Below are 24,873 nucleotides of genomic sequence, written 5' to 3'. Positions count from 1 at the left end.
TGGGCCACGCGATCCGCTGTACCCAATTTGTGCCTTGCCTACGACATGGCTGTGCCCGGCACCGCCATTGGTGCCGGGCACAGGGCCTGTGCGCGAGGGGTGCTACGCGCGACCCGCGGTCCTCTGCGTCTTACGGGTGATCGAGTCGATCACGACCGTCGTGAGCAGAACACCGGCGGTGATCATGTACTTCACCGGCTCGGCGATGGACTCCAGCTGCAGGCCGTACTGGATCGAGACGATCACCAGCACACCGAGCAGCGCGTTCCAGGTGCGGCCACGTCCACCGAACAGCGACGTACCACCGATGACGGCCGCCGCGATGGCGTTCATCAGCAGGTCACCGGTACCGGCGCTCTGGTTGGCGGAAGCGATCTTCGAGGCCAGGAACAGGCCACCGATCGCGGCGAACCCGCCCGAGATCGCGAACACGGTGATCCGCACCATGGTGACGTTGATACCCGCACGGCGCGAGGCCTCGACGCTGCCACCGAGGGCGAAGACCTTTCGGCCGTACGAGGTACGCCGCAGCAGGAAGTCCGTGCCCACCAGGAACACCAGGAAGATCACCGTGGCCAGCGGCAGGCCCTTGTACTGGTTGTACATGACCGCCGCGGCGAAGGAGACGATGCCCAGCAGTGCCGTCCGCATGATCGTGTCGCTCATCGGCCGGAACGGGATGCCCGCGGCCTGACGGCGGCGGTTGCCCAGGAACGAGGTGATGAAGAACACCGCGGTCACCACGGCCGCCAGGCCGTACGCGGCCGCCACGTCCGTGAAGAAGTACGTCGTCAGCTTGCCGATCAGACCGTCGCTGTCGAGGTTGATCGTGCCGTTCTCGCCCAGTGTCTGGAGCATGAAGCCGAGCCAGAACAGCAGACCGGCCAGCGTGACGGCGAACGCGGGAGCGCCGAGCACCGCGAAGAAGAAGCCGTGTGCCGCGCCGATGACGGCACCCGCCGCGACGGCGATGAGCACGGCCGCCCATTCGGGCCAGCCCTGGTTCACCGCGAGAACGGCCGCGATGGCGCTGGACGCGCCGCTGACCGAGCCGACGGACAGGTCGATCTCGCCGAGCAGCAGCACGAAGACGATGCCGACGGAGATCATGCCGGTGCCGACCATCGTGACGGTGATGTCGCTGATGTTCTGCGCGGACAGGAAGGCCGAGTTCAGGCTCTGGAAGATCACGCAGATGGCGACCAGGCCGAGGATGACCGGCAGGGAGCCCAGCTCACCGGCCTTCAGCTTGCGCCGGAACTCGGTGAGGTAGCCGGCCAGACCCTGTTCCTGCACGAGCAGGCGGGGGTCGACGGCGGTCACCGCGGCCGCGGCGGCCTCGGTGTTGAGGACCTCGTGGTCCTGCGACGTCGTGGAGGTCTTGTCGATGCTCACTTGGAACCCTCCCCGTTCGTGCGCGCCGCACGGCGGGTCACGGCGTTCTCGGTGGCGCCGGTGATGGCGGAGATGATCTCCTCCTGCGAGGTCGTCTTGACCTCGAAGACGCCGTTGTTGCGGCCGAGCCGCAGCACGGCGACCTTGTCCGCGACGGCCTTCACGTCGGCCATGTTGTGGCTGATGAGGATCACGGCGTGCCCGCGCTCGCGCAGCCGCTCGACCAGGTCGAGGACCTGGGCGGTCTGCTCGACGCCGAGGGCGGCGGTGGGCTCGTCGAGGATGACCAGCTTGGGCTCGCCGAGCATGGAACGCGCGATGGCCACGGTCTGGCGCTGACCGCCGGAGAGCGAGGCGATCGGGATACGCACGCTGGGGATGCGGATCGACAGCGTCTGGAGCAGCTCCAGCGAGCGGCGCTCCATCTCGACCTCGTCGAGGACACCGCGCTTCTTCAGTTCGCGGCCCAGGAAGAGGTTGCCGACGACGTCGATGTTGTCGCACAGCGCGAGGTCCTGGTAGACCGTCGCGATGCCCAGGCTCTGGGCGTCGTGCGGCCGGTTGATCTGGACGGACTTGCCGTCCCACTCGATGACGCCCTCATCGATGGGGTGCACGCCGGCGATCGTCTTGACCAGCGTGGACTTTCCGGCGCCGTTGTCGCCCACCAGGGCGACCACTTCACCGGCGTGGACCTCAAGCTCTACGTCGGTGAGCGCCTGAACGGCACCGAACCGCTTGGAGACCCCGCGCAACGCCAACACGGGCGTAGCGGACACGTGAACCATCTCCTTCGCCGCCTGACCCGGCGGAAGGGTTGTGCAGAGAAAAGTTTGGGGGGGGTTCCGTCCGGCGCCCCGCGCCGAGCTTGCGGGGCTGACGTATGCGCGGGGCGCCGGAGGAGTCTGGAGCAGTCCTGTCCCGTGCGGGAATTCAAGGACGAATTCCCGCATCTGGAAAGGGACCTGGAGCTGCTTTCGCCGATACGGCTCAGCCGGTGACGCCGGCCTTGTCGCAGGCGGCCTTGTACTTGCCGGCGCAGATCTCGTCGACCGTGTAGACGCCGTCCTTGATGACGGTGTCGTTGATGTTGTCCTTCGTCAGCGAGGTGACGGGCACGAGCACCGACGGAATGCCCTTCTCGCTGCCGCTGTCGACCTTGTCCTTGGCGATGGAGTCGAGCGACTTGCCCTGGGCGAGCGCGACGGCCATCTCGGCGGCGGCGGTGGCCTCGGGGGCGTACGGCTTGTAGACGCTCATGTACTGCTCGCCGGTGACGATGCGCTGCACGGCGGCCAGCTCGGCGTCCTGACCCGTGACCGGGACGCTGATGCCCGCGGCCTTGAGCGCGGTGATGATACCGCCGGCCATGCCGTCGTTGGCGGAGTAGACGCCGGCGATGTTGTTCTTGCCGACCGCCGAGATCGCCGCCTCCATCTCGGAGTTGGCGTTCTCCGGCTTCCACTCCTTGGTGTCGTACTCCTTGGCGATGGTGACCTTGCCGTCGAGCGCGGAGTGGGCGCCTTCCTTGAACTGCGCGGCGTTCGGGTCGGTGACCGAGCCGTTGATCATGACGACCTTGGAGTCCTTGGTCGCCTTGTCACCCAGCGCCTTCAGCAGGGCCTCGCCCTGGGTCTTGCCGACAGCCACGTTGTCGAACGAGGTGTAGGCGCTGATCGGGCCCTCGGCCAGACGGTCGTAGGCGACGACCTTGATGCCGGCGTCGACGGCCTTCTGCACGGAGTTCTTGATCGCCTTGGCGTCGACGGCGTCCAGGATGAGGACGTCCACCTTGTTGGTGATCATGGTGTCGACCTGCTGGGCCTGCAGGTTGGCGTCCTGCTTGGCGTTGTTGTAGTCGATCGTCGCCTTGTTGTTCGTCAGCTCCTTGATCTTTTCCTCGATCAGAGGCCGGTCGAACTTCTCGTAGCGCGCGGTCTGGTTCTCCGGGAGCAGGAGACCGACCTTGATGTTGTCGCCCTTGGCGGCGGAGGCGGTGGAGTCGTTGTCGCCGCCGGCTTCCTCGGCGCTGCCACAGGCAGCCAGCGAGACGGCCATCGCACCAGCGGCAATGGCAACGGCGGCACGACGCATACGCGTGTTCACTTCAGAAACCTCCCTGACGAGGCCGCGACGTTGCGGCCGAGGTGGCTGGAAGTCAACTCGGCCACACGTGCGACGTCAAGAAGTAAATCCTTAACGGGTTGGCAACGGTGCCATACGTTCTCTAAGTGAAGGCAGGCGTGGCCGCGTGCAGCGTGCTGTCCAAAAGGGTTGAATCCCCCATCTCGCTGAGCGCGAGCGCGAGGGCTCCGAGCACTTCCGCACGACCGCCAAGTGCCCCGGGGAGAACGGACAGTTGGCGCGCCGCGCTGGGGATGGCGTAGCGGCCGACGGACTCCCGGATGGGCCCGAGGACCAGCTCACCGGCCTCGGCGAGATCACCGCCGAGGACCACGCGGCTCGGGTTCAGGAGGTTGCAGAGATTCGCGACTCCACTGCCGATGTGGCGGCCGACGTCGGCGATCACGCGACGGCAGCCCGGGTCTCCGTCCCTGGCCAGACGTACGACGCCCTCCATGGTGAGGTCGGTGCCGTGGCTGGACTGGAGCAGCGGGAGCACATAGCGCGCGGCCGCGAAGGTCTCCAGGCAGCCCCGGTTTCCGCAGCGGCAGACCGGGCCGGATTCATCCAGAGTAATATGCCCGATTTCTCCCGCTGTGCCGCCCGGGCCTCGGTAGATCTTGCCGCTGATCACGAGGCCGGCGCCGACACCGCTGGCGACCTTGATGTACGCCAGGTCCCGCACGCCCCGTCCGCTGCCCCAGACCAGCTCGCCCAGGGCGCCCAGGTTGGCGTCGTTGTCCACGTGCACGGGTACGCCCAGCCGGCCGCGCAGTTCCTCGGCGGGCTTGGTGCCGGTCCAGCCGGGCAGGATGGCGGTCGAGCCGAGGGTGCCGGATTCCACGTCGATCGGGCCGGGCACGCCGAGGCCCACCCCGGCGATCTTGGACCGGTCGACGCCGGTCGCCGCGATCAGCCGGTTGACCAGCTCCTCGGCCCGGTCGAAGCCCTGCGTCGAGGAGGCGTCCACGTCCAGCGGCTCGGCCTCCTCGGCCAGCACCTGGTGGGCGAGGTTCCCGACCGCGACCCGCAAATGGGTATGCCCGAAGTCGACCCCTATGACGATCCCGGCGTCACCGCTCAGGGAGACGCTGCGGGCCCGGCGGCCACCCGCCGAGGTGGGCGTGACCTCGACCGTGCCGCCGTCCTTGAGCTCGCGGACGATGTTGGAGACCGTCGCCGCCGACAGACCCGTGGTCCTGGCGATCTCCGCCTGGGTGAGCGATCCGGCCAGCCGGACGGCCCGGACGACCCGCTCCAGGTTGGCTCGGTGCAGCGACGACTGCGACCCCGGAGTCTCCACGACGACCTCCTGCGCGCGGGACCGCTTCGATGAGGCCCCGTCCGTGTCCAACTAGTGAACTCTAAGCTGAGCCGTTCGGGTTGCCTCCCGTCAAGAGGTTGAACCGGATCCGGGAATGTGCCCACGCGCGCGTGAGCCGCCCCGGTGTGGGACGGCTCACGTGTGACGTGGGGTGACGCGGTGCTTACGGTGGGGCCGACAGAGAGCGTTTACTTCAGCGCACCGGCCGTCAGTCCCGCCTGTACCTGTCGTTGGAAGATGAAGTAGACGATCAGCACCGGCAGCATCGCGATCATCATGCCGGCCATCAGTGCGCCCCAGTCGTTCTCGTAGCCCTGCTGCAGCGCGATCATGGCCAGGCCCTGGGTGAGCACGTACTTGTCCTCGTTCTGGTTGAGGACCATCGGCAGCAGGTACTGGTTCCACTGCCCCAGGAAGTTGAAGATGCCGATGCTGATCAGACCCGGCTTGGCCATCGGCACCATCACCTGGAAGAACGTTCGCGTGTGCGACGCCCCGTCGATCAACGCAGCCTCCGCGACCGAGGTCGGCAGGGTGCGGAAGAACGCGGTCATGAAGAAGACCGTGAACGGCAGCGAATAGGCGATGTAGACGAGGATCAGCCCGTGGTAGGTCGCCAGAAGCGAGCTGCCGGGGAAGTCCCGCAGCACGAAGAACAGCGGGATGACCAGCATGAAGACCGGGAAGGACATGCCGGCCACGAACATGAAGTAGATGAACCGGTTGCCCGGGAAGGTGAAGCGGGCCAGCACGTAGGCGGCCATCGAGCCCAGCACCATGGTGCCGACCACCGAACCGCCCACCACGATGGCGGTGTTGAGGAAGTACTGGCCCATGTTCGCCTTGTTCCAGGCGTTGGCCCAGTTCTCGAAGTGCAACGAGGTCGGCAGCCCCCACGGGTCCGAGAGGATGCCGTTGCTCGTCTTGAAGGAGCTCCACAGCACCCACAGCAGCGGCACGCCGACCATCAGCGCCCACAGGACGAGCATGCCGTGCGAGAAGACGTGCAGGATGCCGCCCTCGGAGCTGCGGCCGTCGGTCGCGCCGAGCTTCTTGGTGAGGCTCGGACGGTCCGCCTCGTCCGTCTTGGTGACCGTGCCGGTGTTCGTGTCGGTCGTCATGTCGCCCCGTACCCCTAGAACTCGATCCGCTCACGCCGCGCGAAGCGCAGGGTGAGCACTGCGAACGTCATGGTGACGATGAGCATCGCGACGCCCATCGCGGACGCGTAGCCGAACTGGCTGTCGCGGAACGCCGTCAGATACAGGCGCAGCGGCATGACGTCCGTGGCGCCGTCGGGGCCGCCCATGTTGACCGACATGATCTGTACCAGGGCGAAGCCGTCCAGGGCGATGATGCCCATGTACACCCAGCCGGTCTGCACGGTGTCCCACAGCAGTGGCAGGGTGATCCTGAAGAAGGTGGGGAAGCGGCCCGCGCCGTCGAGCAGCGCCGCCTCGTAGATGTCCCGCGGGATGGAGGCCATCGCCGCCGAGAACAGCACGACGTAGAAGCCGACGTGGGACCAGATCATCACCGCCATGATGCACAGCAGGGCGAGGCTCTTCTCGCCCAGCCACGCGTTCTGCCAGCCGTCCAGTCCGACCGCGCCCAGCAGGGAGTTGAGCATGCCGTCCGTCGGGTCCGGGTTGTAGATGTTGAACCAGATGACGGCGATGATGGTGATGGAAATGACCTGCGGGAAGAAGAAGACGAAACGGTAGAACTTCGATCCGGCGACACCGGTGATGACTTCGTTCTTACGTCGCTTTCCGCCGACATTCAGCATGAACGCGAAGAACAGGCCGAGTCCCAGCGTCACGATCGGCACCGCGATCAGCATGTAGACGTTGTGCCACAGCGCGTTCCAGAAGTCCTCGTTGTGCCAGAGCTTTTCGAAGTTCTCCAAGCCGACGAACTTCGCCGTGCCGACCAGGCCCGACCAGTCGGTCAGCGAGATCTGGAACGCCTGGACGAACGGCGAGATCACAAAGACCGCGTAGACGATGACGGGCAGGGCCAGGAAGCCCACGATGAATCGGTATTTGCCGTGTTGCATGGTGCTTCCCGGCCCCTTCCCCTTCGAGTGCCGTTGTGCCGGACCGGACTCTTACTTCTCGCGCGTGAACTTCTTCACCGAGTCGTCCTTCCGGACGGCGTCGGCGTATTCCTGCGTCTTCTTGATCCAGTCGGCCGCCTTGAGTTCACCGGTGAGCAGCTGCCCGGTGAGACCGCCGATCTTCTCGTCGGTGAGCGAGGGGTACCACTCCTGGAGCTGGAGGCTGATGATGTTGTCGCCGGCGTCCTTGAACGCCTTGCTCGCCGAGGCGAGGCCCGGCGAGAGAGTCATGCCCTCGGTCGCGTCGACCACACAGGTGAGCGACTTGACCTTGGTGGCGAAGTTCTGCGCGTGCTTCTTGGAGAGCATGATGCGCAGCAGTTCCATACCGCCGGCCGGGTTCTTGCCCTTGGCGGACACGATGTACGGCTCGCTGGGTTCGGCGCGCAGGGTGCCGTTCGGCAGCTTGTCGCCGGCGGAGCCGTCGAACAGGGCGCCGACGGACATCCCGAAGTCCTTGGGCGTGGTCGGAGCGGCCTCGTTCTCCACCCAGGAGCCGTTGGGGATGAACACGGCCTTGCCCTTGTTCCAGGCGGTCTGCGACTGAATGTGCGTCAGGCCCTGGCTGCCCTGGAGGAAGTACTTCTTGGCGGCCAGCTCCTCGTAGTGCTCGACGACCTGCTTGACCGCGTCGTTGCTGGTCCAGGCGTTCGGCTCCAGGTTGTCGATGGCGATCCAGCCCTCCATGCCACCGATCTTCGCGATCTGCGCGAACAGGTTGAAGTGGACGTAGTACGGATACTTTCCGGCGTACGTCCAGGGCGCGATGCCCTTCTTCTTGATCTCGCCGCAGAGCTTGACCATCTCGTCGAGGGTCTTGGGGTACTCCCAGCCGTTGTCGTCGAGGGCCTTCTGCGAGTACCAGGTGCCGTAGATGGTGAAGGCGTAGTAGAGCACGTCGAAGGTGTCGCCGTGCTTGCCCTTCTCGATGGTGCTCGGGTGGATGACGTCCGAGATCTTCTTGCTCGCGTCGTCCAGCGAGGGCGCGTCGAGCAGCGCCTTGAGGTCCTGGAGCTGGCCCTGCGTGGACAGCTTGTTCATGTCCAGGTGGTCGGCGCCGGAGTTGTCGATGACGTCCGGCGGGTTGCCGCCGGCGAACCGCGGGGTCAGCTTCGGGCCGACCTGCTGGGTGCCGGTGTGCTTGACCTCGGCCTTGTACTTGGCCTTGTAGTCGGCCTCGGCGTCCTTGGCGTACTGGTCGCCCAGGCCGCCCTTGAAGATGAACGCCTCCAGCGCGGTGCCCTCCTTGACCCCGAGGGGGTTGGTGGCGGACTTCGCGCCGCCCGGGGCCTTGCTCTCCTCGTCGCTGCCGCCCCCGCCGGTGGCACACGCGGAGAGGAAACTCATGGTCGGTACGGAGATCAGACCGAGGGCGGCGGACCGCCTGATCAGATCGCGACGCCCCACGCTTGCGGAGCCGTTGTTCTCAGGGTTCTCGCCGGAAGTGGATCCCATGCTCAAGTCCTCGCCTTCTCCAGGACTCAGGCGGTGAACCGGATCCTCCCCGGCACCGCGGTCGGGTCACGCTGGGTTGTGCAGGAAGTGCGGAATCATGTGAAGTGCCGACAGGTATAGTCCACTTCCCGCCAGCGGAGCAAGATCGAATGCAAGGTTGGCCGATGGTCTTTTCCGAGTTGAGACCTCGCAGAAATATGAGCGGCCTGTGCGCAGCTTGCCCGGAATAATCCGCGACATAGGCCCCGTATGCCGCACCCAACACCCTTGACAATACCCGGCACTTGAGCCACAACTGATCCTTGCGCAGCGAAGTTGACAACGTTGTCCCGTGCGCAGGGAGGGTACCGGCTTATGCAGCAGAGAGCTCGGCACAGATGGGGTACGGCGGTCGTGTCGGCGACCGCCTTTGCTTTGACCGTGGGCTCGCAGGGCGCGGCGGTCGCCCTGCCCGAGGCCCCCGCGGCGGCCGACCGGAGTTTCGCCTCCTCGTTCGAGGCGGATGATCCGGCACCCGACTGGCTCAATACCGTCGACACCGCCCCGGACGGCGGCAAGCGCGCCTCGGGCGTCGACGGCGGCTACAGCAGTGGCATTCCGGGCAATGTGACCGACCACGTCACCGACGTCCGGGCCAGCGGCGAGAACACCGGCGGCGGCGAGGTCAAGGAGAACCTCTCCGACGGGGAGTCGAGCAGCAAGTGGCTGGTCTTCGCATCCACCGGATGGGTGGAATTCGACCTTGACAAACCGATGAAAATCGCGAAATACGCGCTCACCTCGGCCAACGACTACGCCGAACGTGACCCGCGGGACTGGACCCTGAAGGGCTCCACGGACGGCAAGGACTGGAAGACCCTCGACACCCGCTCCGGCGAGACGTTCACCGAACGGTTCCAGACAAAGACGTACGACCTCTCGGAACCGGCCGAATACCAGCACTTCCGGCTGGAAGTCACCCAGAACAACGGCGCCTCCGACATCCTCCAGCTCGCCGACGTCCAGTTCTCCACGGGCGGCAGCGACGGCCCGGTCCCGCAGGACATGCTCTCCCTCGTCGACCGCGGCCCGAGCGGCTCCCCGACCGCGAAGGCGGGCGCCGGCTTCACCGGAAAGCGAGCGCTGCGCTACGCCGGCCGGCACACGGCGGACGGGCAGGCGTACTCGTACAACAAGGTCTACGACGTGAACGTGGCCGTCGGCCGCGACACCCGGCTGTCGTACCGCGTCTTCCCGTCGATGGCGGACGGCGACCGCGACTACGACGCCACGAACGTCTCCGTCGACCTGGTCTTCACCGACGGCACCTCCCTCAGCGACCTGGGCGCCACCGACCAGCACGGCTTCCCGCTCTCCCCGCGCGGCCAGGGCGCGGCCAAGGTGCTGTACGTCAACCAGTGGAACGCCGTCGCCTCGCGGATCGGGTCGGTCGCGGCGGGCAAGACGGTCGACCGGATACTCGTGGCGTACGACTCCCCCAAGGGCCCGGCGAGGTTCCGGGGCTGGCTGGACGACATCACGCTGAAGACCGTCGCGCCGGAGAAGCCGAAGGCCCACAAGTCGGACTACGCGCTCACCACCCGCGGCACCCTCTCCAGCGGCGGCTTCTCGCGCGGCAACAACTTCCCGGCGACCGCCGTTCCGCACGGCTTCAACTTCTGGACGCCGGTGACGAACGCGGGCTCCTTGAGCTGGCTGTACGACTACGCCCGCGCGAACAATGACGACAACCTGCCGACGATCCAGGCGTTCAGCGCCAGCCACGAGCCCAGCCCCTGGATGGGTGACCGGCAGACGTTCCAGGTGATGCCGTCGGCCGCATCCGGCACCCCGGACACCGGACGCGAGGCGCGCGAGCTGGCCTTCCGGCACGAGAACGAGACCGCGCGGCCGTACTACTACGGGGTGCGGTTCGAGAACGGGCTCAAGGCGGAGATGGCGCCGACCGACCATGCGGCGGTGCTGCGCTTCACCTACCCGGGTGACGACGCGAGCGTCCTCTTCGACAACGTGACGGATCAGGCGGGGCTCACGCTCGACAAGGAGAGCGGGACCTTCGCCGGCTACTCGGACGTGAAGTCCGGGCTGTCGACGGGTGCGACCCGGCTGTTCGTGTACGGCACTTTCGACAAGCCGGTGACCGAGGGCTCCTCCAGTGGGGTGAAGGGCCACCTGCGCTTCGACGCCGGTGACGACCGCACCGTGACGCTCCGCCTGGCCACCTCGCTCATCAGCGTCGACCAGGCGAAGGACAACCTGCGCCAGGAGGTCGACGGCGCCTCCTTCGAGACGGTGAAGTCGCGCGCCCAGCGCCAGTGGGACAAGCTGCTCGGCAAGGTCGAGGTGGAGGGCGCGACGCAGGACCAGCTGACCACGCTGTACTCCAGCCTGTACCGGCTGTACCTGTACCCCAACTCGGGCTTCGAGAAGGTCGGTTCGAAGTACCAGTACGCGTCGCCGTTCTCGCCGATGCCGAACCCTGACACCCCGACGCACACCGGCGCGAAGATCGTGGACGGCAAGGTGTACGTCAACAACGGTTTCTGGGACACCTACCGCACGACCTGGCCGGCGTACTCGCTCCTCACGCCGAGCCAGGCGGGTGAGATGGTCGACGGCTTCGTCCAGCAGTACAAGGACGGCGGCTGGACCTCCCGCTGGTCCTCCCCCGGCTACGCGGACCTCATGACGGGCACGTCGTCGGATGTCGCCTTCGCGGACGCGTACGTCAAGGGCGTGGACTTCGACGCGAAGTCGGCATACGACGCCGCCGTGAAGAACGCGACCGTGGTGCCCCCGTCGTCCGGTGTGGGCCGCAAGGGCATGGCGACCTCGCCCTTCCTCGGCTACACGAGCACCGAGACCCACGAGGGCCTGTCGTGGGCGCTGGAGGGCTACCTCAACGACTACGGCATCGCCCGCATGGGCCAGGCGCTGTACAAGAAGACCGGCGACAAGCGCTACAAGGAGGAGTCCGAGTACTTCCTCAACCGTGCCCGGGACTATGTGAACCTCTTCGACCCCAAGGCCGGCTTCTTCCAGGGCCGCGACGAGAAGGGCGACTGGCGCGTCGAGTCCTCGAAGTACGACCCGCGTGTGTGGGGCTACGACTACACGGAGACGAACGGGTGGGGCTATGCCTTCACCGCCCCGCAGGACAGCCGGGGCCTGGCCAACCTCTACGGCGGCCGTAGCGGCCTCGGGGACAAGCTCGACGAGTACTTCGCCACCCCGGAGACGGCCTCGCCCGACTTCGTCGGCTCCTACGGCGGCGTCATCCACGAGATGACGGAGGCACGGGACGTCCGGATGGGCATGTACGGCCACTCCAACCAGGTCGCCCACCACGCGAACTACATGTACAACGCCGCAGGGCAGCCCTGGAAGGCGCAGAAGAACGTCCGCGAGGTGCTGTCCCGGCTGTACGTCGGCAGCGAGATCGGACAGGGCTACCACGGCGACGAGGACAACGGCGAGCAGTCGGCCTGGTTCCTCTTCTCCGCGCTGGGCTTCTATCCGCTGGTGATGGGCAGTGGCGAGTACGCGATCGGGTCGCCCCTGTTCACCAAGGCGACGGTTCAGCTGGAGAACGGCCGCAAGCTGGTCGTCAAGGCGCCGAAGAACAGCGCCCGCAATGTCTATGTGCAGGGCCTGGAGGTCAACGGCGCACCGTGGAAGTCGACTTCGCTCCCCCACTCGCTCATCGCGAAGGGCGGCGTCCTGGAGTTCGACATGGGCCCGCGGCCCTCCACTTGGGGCACCGGCAAGAACGCCGCTCCGGTGTCGATCACCGAGGACGACGAGGTGCCGACGCCGCGGACGGACGTGCTGAAGGGCGACGGCGCGCTGTTCGACAACACCTCGGCGACGCAGGCGAGTGTCGCCTCGCTGGAGCTGCCGGTGCCGGAGCGCACCAAGGCCGTGCAGTACACGCTGACGTCGCCGGCCGAGCGGGCGAAGGCTCCGACCGGCTGGAAGCTCCAGGGGTCGAACGACGGCACAACATGGCGGACCCTCGACGAGCGCTCCGGGCAGTCCTTCGCCTGGGACCGGCAGACACGGGCGTTCTCCGTGGGGTCACCGGGTACGTACGGGAAGTACCGCCTGGTGCTCGACGGTGAGGCGGTGGTGTCGGAAGTCGAACTGCTCGCCTGAGCAGGTGCATTGGGGGCCTCATGCAGGGTGTCGATCCGGCCTGGCTGCCGGACGAGGCGTTCCGGCCGATCGGCACCCGGCGGACGCTGATCCGCGGTTCGGGTCCCATGGTGGACACGGTCCACGCAGAAGTGGCAGAGGCCTGCGGACGGTTCGGGGGAGGCGTCTCGCGCGACAGCGCGGCGGCCCCGAACCCGGTCCCTACGACCTGGTGCTGGAACTGACCGGCACCGAGGGCGGCGAGACCTACACCTTCGGACGCGGTGACGGCCGTACGACCGTCACCGCGTCCGGCGCGTCCGGGCTGCTGTACGGCCTCTTCCTTGCCGTGCGGCTCGGGGAGCCCGCGCCGCCGCGATCGTCAACGCGAGGGGCACGCACCGGCGTTGGCGCTACGGATGCTCGACCACTGGGACAACGTCGCGGTCCACCCGGTGATGGGCCAGGTGGAGCGCTGGTACGCCGGCGGTTCGCTGTTCTGGGCGGACGGCCGGGCGCGCGGTGAACTGCGGGGCGGGTGCGGGCGTACGGCAGGCTCCTGGCGGCGTGCGGGATCAACGCCGTGGCGGTGAGCAACGTCAACGTGCACGAGACCGAGGCGCATCTCCTCACGGACCGGATCGGTGAAGTCGCCGACATCGCGGGCGCGTTGCGGTCGTACGGCACCGGCACCCACCTCGGGCGGAGGTCGTCTCTGTGTCCTTCTGCCCTGCCTCGGCGGCGAGTCGGGAGAGGGTGAAGTCGGCGCCGGACATCGCCAGCGTCTCGGCGGCACCGCCCCACGCGTTCGACACGGACGGCATGGAGTGGTGCTTGAGCTACTTGTCCAGGGACGGCCGCTGACCGACGGACAGCACCGGCTTCCCGGCCGGCGACGGATCTTCGTCGGTGGGAACGGTCGCCGCCTTCACGAGTGAGCTCAGCGCCCCGCGCAGATCGAAGTCCGTGCCGTCCCAGCCGGAGAAGGTGCCGTACTGGGCCCGGTGGCCGCGGCTGACGGTGTGAACCTTGCCGTCGGGGCCGCGGTATCGGCGGTCGGTGTCGCTGATGACGTTCGGGTGGAGGAGGGAGTGGTAGAGCGCGGTGCAGAAGGTGGTGCGCTCGCCGTCCGTGCCGCCACCGACGCGGATCGCGGACAGGCGCTCGCGCCAGGCGTGCCGTGCGGCGTCGCGTACGGCTTCGAAGGAGCGCTGCGGCGGGTTCTCCGCGGCGAGGTTGGCCTCGGCACCGGCCGGGCTGACGTACGAGATGCCGACCTTGACGTTCACCGGTCCGGTGCCGGGCGCGAACTGGACGTAGCCGCCGGCGCCCTTGCCCGCCACCGGCCGCCCTCCGTTCGCGAACCCGCCGGTGCCGCCGCTCGCGGAAGTTGACCCGGGGTTGAGGTGATCGTCCTGCCAGGTGCCCGTGGCCCTGAAGGCACGGTCGAAGCGAGCGACGAAGTGGACGGTGTAGTAGGCGCGTTGACCCTCGGGGTCGAGGTACCCGCAGAAGTTTCCGGACGTGACCGACCCGGAGATCGTGCGCTTCGCGGGATCGATCCGGACCGTCGAATCGGTCGACCCGACCTCGGAGTTGGCGCTTCTGACGAGCAGTGAGGAGGCCTTGTCGGGGGAAGGTGAAGCGCGCCGAGCCGGTGCGGGCGATGGCGGTGGGGTCGGCCGTGACGCCGGACGCGAGGCGGACCTTGTAGCGGCCGGGCCAGGCGATCTCGTCGGCGTGACTGAAGTCGGAGGCGTAGACGGCGTCCTTGGTGTCGCTCGCGGAACGAGGTGACCTCACCGGCGTACGGGAGGAATGGAATGTCACCGCCGCCGCCCGCGCAGCCGGTGCCGGACATGTGGGTGAGGCTGAAGCCCCGGATGCGGGTGGCGTCGTAGTGGTAGCCGCCGGGCGCGGCAGTGCGGGTGGCGTCGCCTCGGGTGTTCTCCGGGCTGAACGAGAACATGCCGAACGGCGTGACGGCGCCCGGGAACACATCGCCGCCGTTCCTGGTGCCGATGAGTGGATCGACGTACGGGGTGGGGTCCTGGACCAGGGCCGGGGTGCGGTGGTCGCCGCGAGGGCGGGGGGCGCCGGTGACCGCGAGAAGCGCGGCCAGCAGCAGGGACGTGGGACGGAAGCGCATGACGCGGCCCCTCCTCCTTCGGACGGGTCGCGCACCACAGGTCGCACAGCCGCGGGGACAGCAGCGTGCGCCACGCGTGCCACGGAAGAGTGCCTGTGGGCGCGAGGGCACGCAGGCTGGGCACCCGAACGGCTGAGCAGCCCAACTGAGTTGACATCGTTGTCCGTTGAGGCGGTAGAGTCATGTGCAGACCAACCGACAACGTTGTCGCATCGCGGCATCGCGGCATCGCGGCATCGCACAAGCCACGCACCATCCGGACGGTCCTACTTCCCCCCTCGGGCCCGTCCGGCTCGCGGACCCGGTGGATGGCGGCTCAGCGCCCACCGGGTCCGCCCAGAGCTACGGCCTCCGGGAGATCGGGCCCTGGGGATCAGCCCACCCGGCAGGGCAGGGTCGTCGTACTGTCGCCGCCGGAGCCGGAGACGACGTAGCCGAACGTCGTGCTCTCCCCCGGATCGAGGGAGCCGTTCCAGTCGGCGTTGTGGACCATCACGTCCTGGCCGGCGTAGGTCGCGTTGCCGCTCCAGAGGCTCTCGACCTTCTGGCCCGTCGCAAGCGTCCAGTCGACCATCCAGCCGAGCATCGGCACGTCGCCGCTGTTGGTGACCGTCACCTCGGACTGGTAGCCGCCGGACCAACTGCCGGACGTGCGACGGGTGGCGGAGCACTCGCCGGGCACCGGATCGGCCGGGTTGCCGGGCTCCTTGATGCCGGTCACCTCGCCGTTTCCGCCGTCGAAGACGATGTCGGAGCAGGAGTAGAAGGTCTCCGCGCTGTCCGAGCGCTGCCAGACCATGTAGACGAGGTGACGGCCGGACTTGTTCGCCGGAAGCTGCCCGCTCCAGGAGTAGTTGGCCTCGACCGTGCCCGGGGAGCCGTTGAGCGGCGGGTGGTCGACGCTCAGGAAGGGCCGCTCCTCCATGTCGTCCCAGGTGAGGGGCTGGGTCGGGTCGAAGCCGTCCTTGGTGATGTAGACGTGGAACCAACCCGGGTGCGCCGCCCAGGCGTTGTAGGAGAAGTCGACCGTCGCACCCGAGGTGAGGTGGGTGAGCGGCCAGTCCTTGCTCGGTGTGTTGAAGCCGCTGAAGTTGGTGTTGCCGCCGCTGCACAGCTCGCCGTCGGGCACGAAGCCACGGGTGCGGCCGGCGCCGTCGGAGCGCAGCACCGAGAACCAGTTGTAGAACGGCGTGGTCCCGCCGACCTGCTGAGCCGCCCGGCAGGCCGGGTTCACGGGCTTGATCTCACCGGTGTCGGTCAGGCCGTCCTGCCGGCACAGGAAGGTCCGGCTGCCCGGCTTCATGGGCGTGCCGTGAGCCTCGGCCTCGCCGCCGGCGCTCATGACCAGGGCCACGGCCGGGATGGTCGCGAGCAGGGAGACCAGGACGAGGAAGAGGGCTCTGGCGCGGGTGGGGAGTGTTAATCGGCGGGGCGGCGGGGTGGGCGCCCCCGAGTCGCCGCTTGTCAGGATCATGACATTCACATCCGTTTCTTCAGATACGGGCTGCGTGGACGCGCGTATGGGTGTGCAGTGGCGGGTGTGCGGCTGCTGCACGCGGTCGCGCGGGGTGGGAGCGTTCCGGGCGGCGGGTTCCGGTCCGCCACTCTATGGGAGCGCTCCCACCCCGTCTTGCGGAAGGTAGCGCCGTGAGGCGTGGCTGTAAACGCCTTTCGCAACTGTCAATGGCGTGCGTGGCATCGCCGGTTCGGGTGGCGATACCTTCCTACGTACGATCACGCCGCGTATCGGCGCCCACACCGGCGTCCATGGGAGCCGTGATGACCACGCCCCAGCGGGGACCGGCGACCGAGGACACCTGGATGTTCCCGCCGGCCGACGGCTGGACCTTCGACCAGGTCAAGGACTTGGAGCTGCCCTTCGACTGGGAACTCGCGGACGCAGTGGTCGTGGCTCGCGGGCAGACCAATGACTGGCACAACGAGGTGCGGGACGGCATCGCCGACGCACTCAAGGCCGCACGGGTGTCGCCGTATCGGGTCCCGGCCGAGCAATGCGTGATGGTGGACGACCGGAACACACCCAAACCCGACGCGATCGTCCACGACCCTCGGAAGCTGAACTTCTTCGAGGCCGAGTGCATCCCGGTGGCGAAGGCCGCCCTGGCAGTGGAAGTCGTCTCCCCCGGCTCCCGCCAGGACGACCGCGTACGCAAGCCCGCACTCTTCGGGGCACACAAGGGCCCCGTAGTACTGGCGCGTGGAACTGGACCGGGACCAGAAGCTCGCGGGGCACGAGTACTGGCTCAACGCGGACACGCTTTCCTACTTCCCCGCGCCGTCGCACCCGGTGCACTACGACAAGCTGGTCACCGAGCCGCCCTTCCCGATCGAGATCGACCTCGACGCGCTCGCAGGGTTCTGACCTCGGCGTATGCCCTCCCGCGACGCCGTCCACCGACTGGACGGCCATAGCCACCAGGCATGAGCAGTGCTACAAATGCCCGCATGGTGGAGCGTTTCGCCCGTTTTGGGCGCCCCTCCCTACGGTCACTGATCGGCAAGAGCCCCCGGAGCGTCGCCGGACAGGTCTTCGTGCTGCAGGTGGCGCTCGTGGTGCTGCTCGTGGCCGGCGCCGTCTTGGCGCTGGTCCTGCAGTCGGACCGGGACACCAAAGCCGAGGCCAAGCGCCGCTCCGTCGCCGTCGCGCAGACCTTCGCGCACGCTCCGGGCGTCGAGGCGTCGCTGCAGGCCGCAGACCCGTCGAGCGCCCTTCAGCCGCTCACCGAGGCGGGGCGCCGGGCCGCGGGCGTCGACTTCATCGTGGTCATGGACACCAACGGAATCCGCTACACCCACCCCATCCCGGACCGGATCGGCGAGCGGTTCGTGGGCCGGATCGAGCCGTCGCTGGCCGGAGAGGTCTACACCGAGAGCGTCCAGGGCCCGCTGGGCCACGAGGTACAGGCGACGGTTCCCATCCACGACGCCGATGGCAGGGTGACCGCCCTCGTCTCCTCCGGCATGAAGGTCGAGAACGTGACCAGCCAGGTGCACCGGCAGCTGCCGATCATCCTGGGCGCCGGGGCCGGCGCGCTCGTGCTGTCGACCGGCGGGATGGCGCTGGTGGGCAGGCGACTGCGACGGCAGACCCACAGCCTGGCCCCGGACGAGATGAGCCGCATGTACGAGCACCACGACGCGGTGCTGCACTCCGTGCGGGAAGGGGTGCTCATCGTCGGTGACGACGGGCTGCTGCTCCTCGCCAACGACGAGGCAAGACGGCTGCTGGAACTGTCCGCGGACGCCGAGGGGCGGCACGTCCGGGAGCTCTCCGGCCTCGACACCGAAACCGTGGCACTGCTCGTCTCCGGGCGCGAGGCCACCGACGAGGTGCACGTCGCCGGGGGACGCCTGCTGGCGGTCAACCAACGGACCACGGACCGCGACGGAGGCCCCAGGGGAACAGTGGTGACGCTCCGCGACACCACCGAGCTCCAGGCGGTGTCCGGCAGGGCACAGCTCGCCCGTGAGCGGCTGGATCTGCTGTACGACGCGGGACTGGGCATCGGCACCACCCTCGACGTGATCCGCACGGCCGACGAACTCGCGCAGGTCGCCGTCCCCCGCTTCGCCGAGTTCGTCACCGTGGACCTGGCCGACGGCGTCGTGCACGGTGACGAGCCGACCCCCACGGCGACGGACATACGACGCGTCACCGTGCGCGGCATCCGCGACGACCATCCGCTGTACGAAAGAGGCCGGCTGATCGACTTCCTGCCTTCGACACCCCAGGGACGCGGCTACGGCACCGGCCGCTCCGAGCTGGTGACCGACCTGTCGACGGCGACGGACTGGCACGAACAGGACCGGGAAACCACCCGGGACATCCTCGAGTACGGAATCCACTCGCTGATCACCGCCCCGATCCGGGCTCGCGGCGTCGTCCTGGGCATGGCCAACTTCTGGCGCGCCAAGGGGCACGACCCCTTCGACGAGGAGGACCTGTCGCTGGCGGAGGAGCTGGTGGCCCGGGCCGCCGTCAGCATCGACAACGCCCGCCGGTACACCCGCGAGCACGCCTTGGCGGTCACCCTCCAGCGCAGCCTGCTGCCGCGGGCCCTGCCCGAGCAGAGCGCCCTCGACGTCGGCTACCGCTACATCCCGGCGCAGTCGGGCGTGAGCGGTGACTGGTTCGACGTGATTCCGCTGCCGGGGAGCCGGGTGGCGCTGGTCGTCGGCGACGTGGTCGGCCACGGCCTGCACGCCGCCGCCACGATGGGACGGCTGCGTACCGCGGTGCACAACTTCTCCACGCTCGACCTGCCACCCGACGAGCTGCTGAGTCATCTGGACGACCTGGTGGGCCGTATCGACCAGGACGAGTCCTCGAGCGCGGACACAGCCGCGGAGATCGTGGGCGCCACCTGCCTGTACGCGATCTACGACCCCACGAGGCGCCGCTGCGTCATGGCGCGAGCGGGGCATCTGGCACCGGCGCTGGTCCACCGCGACGGCAGCGTGACCTTCCCCGAACTGCCGGCCGGGCCGCCCCTCGGCCTCGGCGGGATGCCGTTCCAGACGGCCGAGCTGGACCTCGACGAGGGCTCCCAGCTCGTCCTGTACACCGACGGCCTCGTGGAGGACCGCGCGCGCGACCTGGACGTGGGCATGGAGCTGCTCCGTAAGACGCTGACGGGCCACCCCGACCGGCCGCCGGAGGAGAGCTGCCAGGCCGTGCTGGACGAACTGCTGCCCGGCCGGCCCAAGGACGACGTCGCTCTCCTCATCGCGCGCACTCGGGCGCTGCCGCCGGACCGGGTCGCCGACTGGGACGTGCCTCGCGATCCGGCCGCCGTGTCGGGGATGCGTGAAGCCGTCTCCGGGAAGCTCGCGGAGTGGGGCCTGTCCGAGCTGGACTTCGCGACGGAACTCGTGCTGAGCGAGCTCGTGACCAACGCCATCCGTTACGGCTGCGGGCCGATCCATGTGCGACTGATCCGCGACCGCACGCTGATCTGCGAGGTCGCCGACGGCAGCAGCACCTCCCCGCATCTGCGGTACGCCGCGACGACCGATGAGGGAGGCCGGGGCCTGTTCCTGGTCTCGCAGATGACCGAACGCTGGGGCACCCGGTACACCCCGCAGGGCAAGGTGATCTGGGCCGAACAGGCACTGCCGGAGATCGACCCGGACGGCGACGCCTAGGCCCCGTCGTGCGGATCAGCTCGGCTGTGCGGATCGGTTCCTCTTGGCGGACCCGAGCGGGGTCTGGTGCGTGCAGGTGCAAGGCGGAGGAGGGAGTCGACGCGATGGGGGTACCCCCGCTCGAGCGATGTCGGGAGTGGGGGAGTCGGCGACCGACGACAACGCGGCAGATGTGCGTGCCGGGGCCCGCGACGCCGAGCTGATCCAAACGGCAGAGCCTCGCTCCGCGCCGGCGGGCGGGCGGCGCAGAGGGCGGGAAGCGCTGTCGGGACGGACGGCCCCGACACCGTGTCCGGCGGCGGTGGCTCGGCGCCCGCGGGCGGCAGTTCGATCGTGAACTGCGTACGGCCCGGCTCGCTCTCGACGTCGATACGGCCGCCGTGCGCGGACGCGATCGCCGCCGCGATGGCGAGGCCGAGACCGGAGCCGCCGTTGCGCGGGCCACCGCGGGCCCGGGAGGTGTCGGCGCGGGTGAACCGGTCGAAGACCTGTGGGAGGAGGTCGGGCGGGATGCCCGGGCCGTCGTCGCGGACCCGGATCGCGCAGCGGCCGGCGCCGGTCTCCACGGAGGCGACCACCGTCGTGCCCGGCGGGGTGTGGATCCTTGCGTTGGCTAGGAGGCCCGCCACCACCTGATGCAGCCGGGCCTCGTCGCCCAGGATCAACGGGGCCTCGTCGAGGCGGAGTTCGAGCTGCCAGTCATGGTCTCCCCCGGCGATCCGCGCCTCCCACACGGCCTCGGCGACCAGCGCCGCCACATCCACCTCGGCGGACTGCAGGGGACGGCCCTCGTCCAGCCGGGCCAGCAGCAACAGGTCCTCCACCAGGCCCGTCATCCGGGCCGACTCGGCCGAGACGCGGCGCCAGGCGAGCATCGGCTCGATCCGGCCGGTGCCGCGGTTCATGAGTTCGGCGTACCCGGCGATCGAGGCGAGCGGGGTACGCAGTTCGTGGCTGGCGTCGGCGAGGAAGCGGCGCATGCGTTCCTCGGTGCGCCGGCGTGCGGTGAGGGAGGACTCGACGTGGTCGATCATGCGGTTGAGGGCGGCGCCGACCTGGCCCGCCTCGCTGTCGGGGTCGGTGTCCCGGGCCGGGACGCGGGTGAGGCCGGTGACCTCGCCGCGGTCGAGCAGGGCGCGGGAGACCTCGGCGGCGGTGGCGGCGACCCGGCCCAGGGGGCGCAGCTGGCGTCGTATGACCACCGTGCAGACGCAGCCCGCCACGAGGAGCCCGGCCACCGCGACGGCGGCCTCGGCGACGACCAGTCCGCCGATCATGCGCTGGACGTCTTCCATGGGCAGCCCGGCGAGTACCCGGACGTCGCCGCTTTCGACGGCGGTGAGCCGGTAGGTGCCGAGCCCCGGCACGGTCCGCGTGTGCTTGGAGCCGTCCGTCGCGATGTTCGCCAGAGCGGCGGTCTGTGCGGCCGTGAGGCTCTTCGGAGCGGCGCCCTGGCTGACGACCTCGGCGACCACGATCCTGCCGTCCTCCGCGAGGCGGGCGGCGAGCATGCCGGTGGAGTGGCCGTTCTCGTTGAGGAAGCCCAGGTCGTCCTCGATCCCCGGGTGCAGCGAGGCCCCGCCCAGGCTGCGCGAGGCGGCCGCCGCGACCCGGCCGTCCAGGTCGCCCATGAGGTAGGCGCGTTGGACGAAGGCGGTGGTCAGCCCCATCGTGGCGCAGACGGGAACGAGGGTGGCGCTGACGAGGACGAGCAGGCGGGTGCGCAGCGAGCGGGTACGCAGCCGTGGGCGGTGCACGGAGGTCCGCTCCTGCGGTCGGATGCGACGCGGGCGCAGGCTCATCTCCCGTCCTCCACCGGCCGGATGGCGTGGCCGGGCCCGCGCACGGTGTGGATCAGTGCCGCCCGGCCCCTGTCGAACTTGCGGCGGCGGCAGGAGAGCACGTCGGTGAGCGCGGGCTCGTCGTCGACGATGAGCCCGCGGACGCGGCCGTTTCGGAACCCTGCGGTGCCAGTCATGTCCGGATCGTGTCCCGGTCCGCTGAGGGAACCCTGTGTTCCACCTGAGGGTGGGTGATGACCTGCGGTTTCCCGGCGCGGACATGGCGGAGGGCCGCACCCCCGTCGCCGGGGATGCGGCCCTCCGCAGGGCTCTCGACTGCCCTGCCGTACCGCTTGCTTGACCGCTTACTTGCGGATCAGGGAGCGCAGCACGTACTGCATGATGCCGCCGTTGCGGTAGTAGTCGGCCTCACCGGGGGTGTCGATGCGGACGACCGCGTCGAACTCGACGCCCGTGTCGGTGGTGACCTTGACCGTGCGCGGCGTGGTGCCGTTGTTGAGCTCCTCGACGCCGGTGAAGGAGAAGGTCTCCTCGCCGGTCAGACCGAGGGACTCGGCGTTGGCACCCTCCGGGAACTGGAGCGGGAGCACGCCCATGCCGATGAGGTTCGAGCGGTGGATGCGCTCGTACGACTCGGCGATGACGGCCTTGACGCCGAGGAGCGCGGTGCCCTTGGCGGCCCAGTCGCGGGACGAGCCGGAGCCGTACTCCTTGCCCGCGAGGACGACGAGCGGGATGCCCTGCTCGATGTAGTTGCGGGAGGCGTCGTAGATGAACGACACCGGACCGCCGTCCTGGGTGAAGTCGCGGGTGTAGCCGCCCTCGGTGCCCGGCGCGATCTGGTTGCGCAGGCGGATGTTGGCGAACGTGCCGCGGATCATGACCTCGTGGTTGCCTCGGCGCGAGCCGTAGGAGTTGAAGTCACGACGCTCCACACCGTGCTCGGTGAGGTACTTGCCGGCCGGGGTGTCGGCCTTGATGGCACCGGCCGGGGAGATGTGGTCGGTGGTGACCGAGTCGCCCAGCTTGGCCAGGACGCGGGCGCCCGTGATGTCGGAGACCGGGGTGGTCTCCATCGTCATGCCCTCGAAGTACGGGGGCTTGCGGACGTACGTCGACTCCGCGTCCCACTCGAAGGTGTTGCCGGTCGGGATCGGCAGGGCCTGCCACTGGGCGTCGCCCGCGAAGACGTCCTGGTAGGACTTGTTGAACATGTCCTCGCCGATGGCGTTGGCCACGACGTCGTTGACCTCGGCCTCGGTGGGCCAGATGTCGGTCAGGTGGACCGGCTTGCCGTCCTGGTCGACACCGAGCGCGTCCTTGGTGATGTCCACCTTCATGGAGCCCGCGATGGCGTACGCGACGACCAGCGGCGGGGAGGCCAGGTAGTTCATCTTGACGTCGGGGTTGATACGGCCCTCGAAGTTCCGGTTGCCGGAGAGGACCGAGGTGACCGCGAGGTCGTGGTCGTTGACGGCCTTGGAGACCTCCTCCGGCAGCGGGCCGGAGTTGCCGATGCAGGTGGTGCAGCCGTAGCCGACGAGGTTGAAGCCGACCTTGTCGAGGTACGGGGTCAGGCCCGCCTTGTCGAAGTAGTCGGTGACGACCTTCGAACCCGGGGCGAGGGTGGTCTTGACCCACGGCTTGCGGGTCAGGCCCTTCTCGACCGCCTTCTTGGCCACCAGGGCGGCGGCGACCATGACGTACGGGTTCGAGGTGTTGGTGCAGGAGGTGATGGCCGCGACCGTGACCGCACCGTGGTCGATCTCGTACGTCGAGCCGTCGGGGGCGGTGACGGTGACCGGGTTGGACGGGGCGCCGTTCGGGGCGACGGCCGGCGAGTCGGAGGCCGGGAAGGACTCCTTGCCGGACTCGTCCACGGAGTCGACGTAGTTGAGGACGTCCTGGGAGAACTGCTGGGCGGCGTTGGCCAGGACGATACGGTCCTGCGGGCGCTTCGGGCCGGCGATCGACGGGACGACCGTCGACAGGTCCAGCTCCAGCTTCTCGGAGAAGTCCGGCTCGGCGGCCGGGTCCAGCCAGAGGCCCTGCTCCTTGGCGTACGCCTCGACCAACGCGAGCTGCTGGGCGTCACGGCCGGTCAGCTTCAGGTACTTGATGGTCTCGCCGTCGATCGGGAAGATCGCGGCGGTGGAGCCGAACTCCGGCGACATGTTGCCGATGGTGGCGCGGTTGGCCAGCGAGGTGGCGGCGACGCCCTCGCCGTAGAACTCGACGAACTTGCCGACCACACCGTGCTTGCGGAGCATCTCGGTGATGGTCAGCACGAGGTCGGTGGCGGTGGTGCCGGGCTTGAGCTCACCGGTCAGCTTGAACCCGACGACGCGCGGGATGAGCATGGAGACCGGCTGGCCGAGCATCGCGGCCTCGGCCTCGATGCCGCCGACGCCCCAGCCGAGGACGCCGAGGCCGTTGACCATGGTGGTGTGCGAGTCGGTGCCGACGAGGGTGTCGGGGTAGGCCTGGCCGTTACGGACCATGACCGTGCGCGCCAGGTGCTCGATGTTCACCTGGTGGACGATGCCGGTGCCGGGCGGGACCACCTTGAAGTCGTCGAAGGCGGTCTGGCCCCAGCGCAGGAACTGGTAGCGCTCGCGGTTGCGGCCGTACTCCAGCTCGACGTTCTGCGCGAAGGCCTCGTTGGTGCCGAACTTGTCGGCGATGACGGAGTGGTCGATGACCAGCTCGGCCGGGGAGAGCGGGTTGACCTTCGCGGGGTCGCCGCCGAGCTCCTTCACGGCCTCACGCATGGTCGCGAGGTCCACGACACAGGGCACGCCGGTGAAGTCCTGCATGATCACGCGGGCCGGCGTGAACTGGATCTCCTGCGACGGCTGGGCCTGGGAGTCCCAGCTGCCGAGGGCGCGGATGTGGTCGGCGGTGATGTTCGCGCCGTCCTCGGTGCGGAGGAGGTTCTCCAGCAGCACCTTCAGGCTGTAGGGGAGGCGCGCGGAGCCCTCGACCTTGTCCAGCCGGAAGATCTCGTACGACTCGTCGCCCACCTGCAGCGTGCTGCGGGCGTCGAAGCTGTTCGCCGACACGACAGTCTCCTTCATTGATGTGCGCGTACCACCACGATCCTGCCGCCACGGCTACTTGGCCGATCCGCTAAGGTAAGGCTAAGTTAGGTAACCCTTACCGCGAGACCGGTGGCGCCGCGCGGCTGCGGTGCACCTCGGCAGAT

The 24,873-nt window shown here is 68.6% G+C and carries 14 protein-coding genes and 2 pseudogenes; 4 read left to right on the top strand and 12 right to left on the bottom strand.

Going from position 1 to position 24,873, the window contains the following annotated elements:
* Positions 1 to 102: 102 nt before the first annotated feature.
* The 7 genes from AB5J55_RS32360 to ngcE all read right to left on the bottom strand — a co-directional run bounded on the left by AB5J55_RS32360 (position 103) and on the right by ngcE (position 8,417).
* Positions 103 to 1,395: a sugar ABC transporter permease gene (locus AB5J55_RS32360; protein WP_369273991.1), complete on the bottom strand. Its 1,293-nt coding sequence runs from the start codon at positions 1,393 to 1,395 to the stop codon at positions 103 to 105.
* A complete protein-coding gene (locus tag AB5J55_RS32355; protein WP_362386766.1) occupies positions 1,392 to 2,183 on the bottom strand; it encodes an ATP-binding cassette domain-containing protein in 792 nt (263 codons plus the stop codon). The genes AB5J55_RS32360 and AB5J55_RS32355 overlap by 4 nt, the downstream gene beginning before the upstream one ends.
* A 202-nt stretch (positions 2,184 to 2,385) precedes the next feature.
* The gene (locus tag AB5J55_RS32350) at positions 2,386 to 3,489 is read right to left on the bottom strand and encodes a substrate-binding domain-containing protein (protein WP_369276352.1); all 1,104 of its coding nucleotides are present in this window, start codon (positions 3,487 to 3,489) and stop codon (positions 2,386 to 2,388) included.
* A gap of 133 nt (positions 3,490 to 3,622) precedes the next feature.
* Positions 3,623 to 4,822, bottom strand: coding sequence for an ROK family transcriptional regulator (locus tag AB5J55_RS32345; RefSeq protein WP_328878579.1), 1,200 nt, complete (start codon positions 4,820 to 4,822; stop codon positions 3,623 to 3,625).
* Between the two features lie 209 nt (positions 4,823 to 5,031).
* On the bottom strand, positions 5,032 to 5,964 hold the full coding sequence (locus tag AB5J55_RS32340; RefSeq protein WP_369273990.1) for a carbohydrate ABC transporter permease: 933 nt from the start codon (positions 5,962 to 5,964) through the stop codon (positions 5,032 to 5,034).
* Between the two features lie 14 nt (positions 5,965 to 5,978).
* Positions 5,979 to 6,902: a carbohydrate ABC transporter permease gene (locus tag AB5J55_RS32335; protein ID WP_369273989.1), complete on the bottom strand. Its 924-nt coding sequence runs from the start codon at positions 6,900 to 6,902 to the stop codon at positions 5,979 to 5,981.
* Between the two features lie 51 nt (positions 6,903 to 6,953).
* A complete protein-coding gene (ngcE, locus tag AB5J55_RS32330) occupies positions 6,954 to 8,417 on the bottom strand; it encodes an N-acetylglucosamine/diacetylchitobiose ABC transporter substrate-binding protein (RefSeq protein ID WP_369273988.1) in 1,464 nt (487 codons plus the stop codon).
* A gap of 354 nt (positions 8,418 to 8,771) precedes the next feature.
* On the opposite strand from ngcE, the gene AB5J55_RS32325 reads away from it, so the two are divergent.
* The gene (locus tag AB5J55_RS32325) at positions 8,772 to 12,572 is read left to right on the top strand and encodes a GH92 family glycosyl hydrolase (protein WP_369273987.1); all 3,801 of its coding nucleotides are present in this window, start codon (positions 8,772 to 8,774) and stop codon (positions 12,570 to 12,572) included.
* A 20-nt stretch (positions 12,573 to 12,592) separates the two neighbouring features.
* A pseudogene (locus AB5J55_RS32320) lies at positions 12,593 to 13,251 on the top strand (alpha-glucuronidase); the annotation flags it as partial.
* A gap of 16 nt (positions 13,252 to 13,267) precedes the next feature.
* On the opposite strand, the pseudogene AB5J55_RS32315 reads toward AB5J55_RS32320, so the two are convergent.
* Together AB5J55_RS32315 and AB5J55_RS32310 are read right to left on the bottom strand one after the other, a co-directional pair.
* Positions 13,268 to 14,700, bottom strand: a pseudogene (locus AB5J55_RS32315) (glycoside hydrolase domain-containing protein); the annotation flags it as partial.
* 373 nt (positions 14,701 to 15,073) lie between these two features.
* Positions 15,074 to 16,174, bottom strand: coding sequence for a lytic polysaccharide monooxygenase (locus AB5J55_RS32310; RefSeq protein WP_369273986.1), 1,101 nt, complete (start codon positions 16,172 to 16,174; stop codon positions 15,074 to 15,076).
* Positions 16,175 to 16,918: 744 nt separating this feature from the next.
* Between AB5J55_RS32310 and AB5J55_RS32305 the strand changes: the two genes are divergently transcribed.
* Together AB5J55_RS32305 and AB5J55_RS32300 are read left to right on the top strand one after the other, a co-directional pair.
* Positions 16,919 to 17,083, top strand: a complete 165-nt coding sequence (locus AB5J55_RS32305) for a hypothetical protein (RefSeq protein ID WP_369273985.1) — start codon at positions 16,919 to 16,921, stop codon at positions 17,081 to 17,083.
* A gap of 83 nt (positions 17,084 to 17,166) precedes the next feature.
* Positions 17,167 to 19,866, top strand: a complete 2,700-nt coding sequence (locus AB5J55_RS32300; RefSeq protein ID WP_369273984.1) for a SpoIIE family protein phosphatase — start codon at positions 17,167 to 17,169, stop codon at positions 19,864 to 19,866.
* Here AB5J55_RS32300 and AB5J55_RS32295 read toward each other — a convergent pair.
* The 3 genes from AB5J55_RS32295 to acnA all read right to left on the bottom strand — a co-directional run bounded on the left by AB5J55_RS32295 (position 19,863) and on the right by acnA (position 24,730).
* Entirely contained in the window at positions 19,863 to 21,668 is a 1,806-nt protein-coding gene (locus tag AB5J55_RS32295) for an ATP-binding protein (protein WP_369273983.1), read from the bottom strand. The two genes, AB5J55_RS32300 and AB5J55_RS32295, sit on opposite strands and share 4 nt — an antisense overlap.
* Positions 21,665 to 21,844, bottom strand: a complete 180-nt coding sequence (locus tag AB5J55_RS32290) for a hypothetical protein (protein WP_369273982.1) — start codon at positions 21,842 to 21,844, stop codon at positions 21,665 to 21,667. The genes AB5J55_RS32295 and AB5J55_RS32290 overlap by 4 nt, the downstream gene beginning before the upstream one ends.
* A 168-nt stretch (positions 21,845 to 22,012) precedes the next feature.
* The gene (acnA, locus tag AB5J55_RS32285; protein WP_369273981.1) at positions 22,013 to 24,730 is read right to left on the bottom strand and encodes an aconitate hydratase AcnA; all 2,718 of its coding nucleotides are present in this window, start codon (positions 24,728 to 24,730) and stop codon (positions 22,013 to 22,015) included.
* Between the last annotated feature and the right edge of the window lie 143 nt (positions 24,731 to 24,873).

It is taken from the genome of Streptomyces sp. R11 (genome assembly GCF_041051905.1).
GTDB lineage: Bacteria > Actinomycetota > Actinomycetes > Streptomycetales > Streptomycetaceae > Streptomyces.
The sequence above is the reverse complement of the archived record's forward strand: the minus strand, read 5'-3'. Positions and strand labels throughout refer to the sequence as shown.

Bases quoted from the DNA above. Each gene is read 5' to 3' on its own strand.
- ngcE (WP_369273988.1), bottom strand. From the start codon at position 8,417: ATGGGATCCACTTCCGGCGAGAACCCTGAGAACAACGGCTCCGCAAGC.
- AB5J55_RS32310 (WP_369273986.1), bottom strand. From the start codon at position 16,174: ATGATCCTGACAAGCGGCGACTCGGGGGCGCCCACCCCGCCGCCCCGC.
- AB5J55_RS32300 (WP_369273984.1), top strand. From the start codon at position 17,167: ATGGTGGAGCGTTTCGCCCGTTTTGGGCGCCCCTCCCTACGGTCACTG.
- AB5J55_RS32350 (WP_369276352.1), bottom strand. From the start codon at position 3,489: ATGCGTCGTGCCGCCGTTGCCATTGCCGCTGGTGCGATGGCCGTCTCG.
- AB5J55_RS32335 (WP_369273989.1), bottom strand. From the start codon at position 6,902: ATGCAACACGGCAAATACCGATTCATCGTGGGCTTCCTGGCCCTGCCC.
- AB5J55_RS32290 (WP_369273982.1), bottom strand. From the start codon at position 21,844: ATGACTGGCACCGCAGGGTTCCGAAACGGCCGCGTCCGCGGGCTCATC.
- AB5J55_RS32295 (WP_369273983.1), bottom strand. From the start codon at position 21,668: ATGAGCCTGCGCCCGCGTCGCATCCGACCGCAGGAGCGGACCTCCGTG.
- AB5J55_RS32355 (WP_362386766.1), bottom strand. From the start codon at position 2,183: ATGGTTCACGTGTCCGCTACGCCCGTGTTGGCGTTGCGCGGGGTCTCC.
- AB5J55_RS32325 (WP_369273987.1), top strand. From the start codon at position 8,772: ATGCAGCAGAGAGCTCGGCACAGATGGGGTACGGCGGTCGTGTCGGCG.
- AB5J55_RS32340 (WP_369273990.1), bottom strand. From the start codon at position 5,964: ATGACGACCGACACGAACACCGGCACGGTCACCAAGACGGACGAGGCG.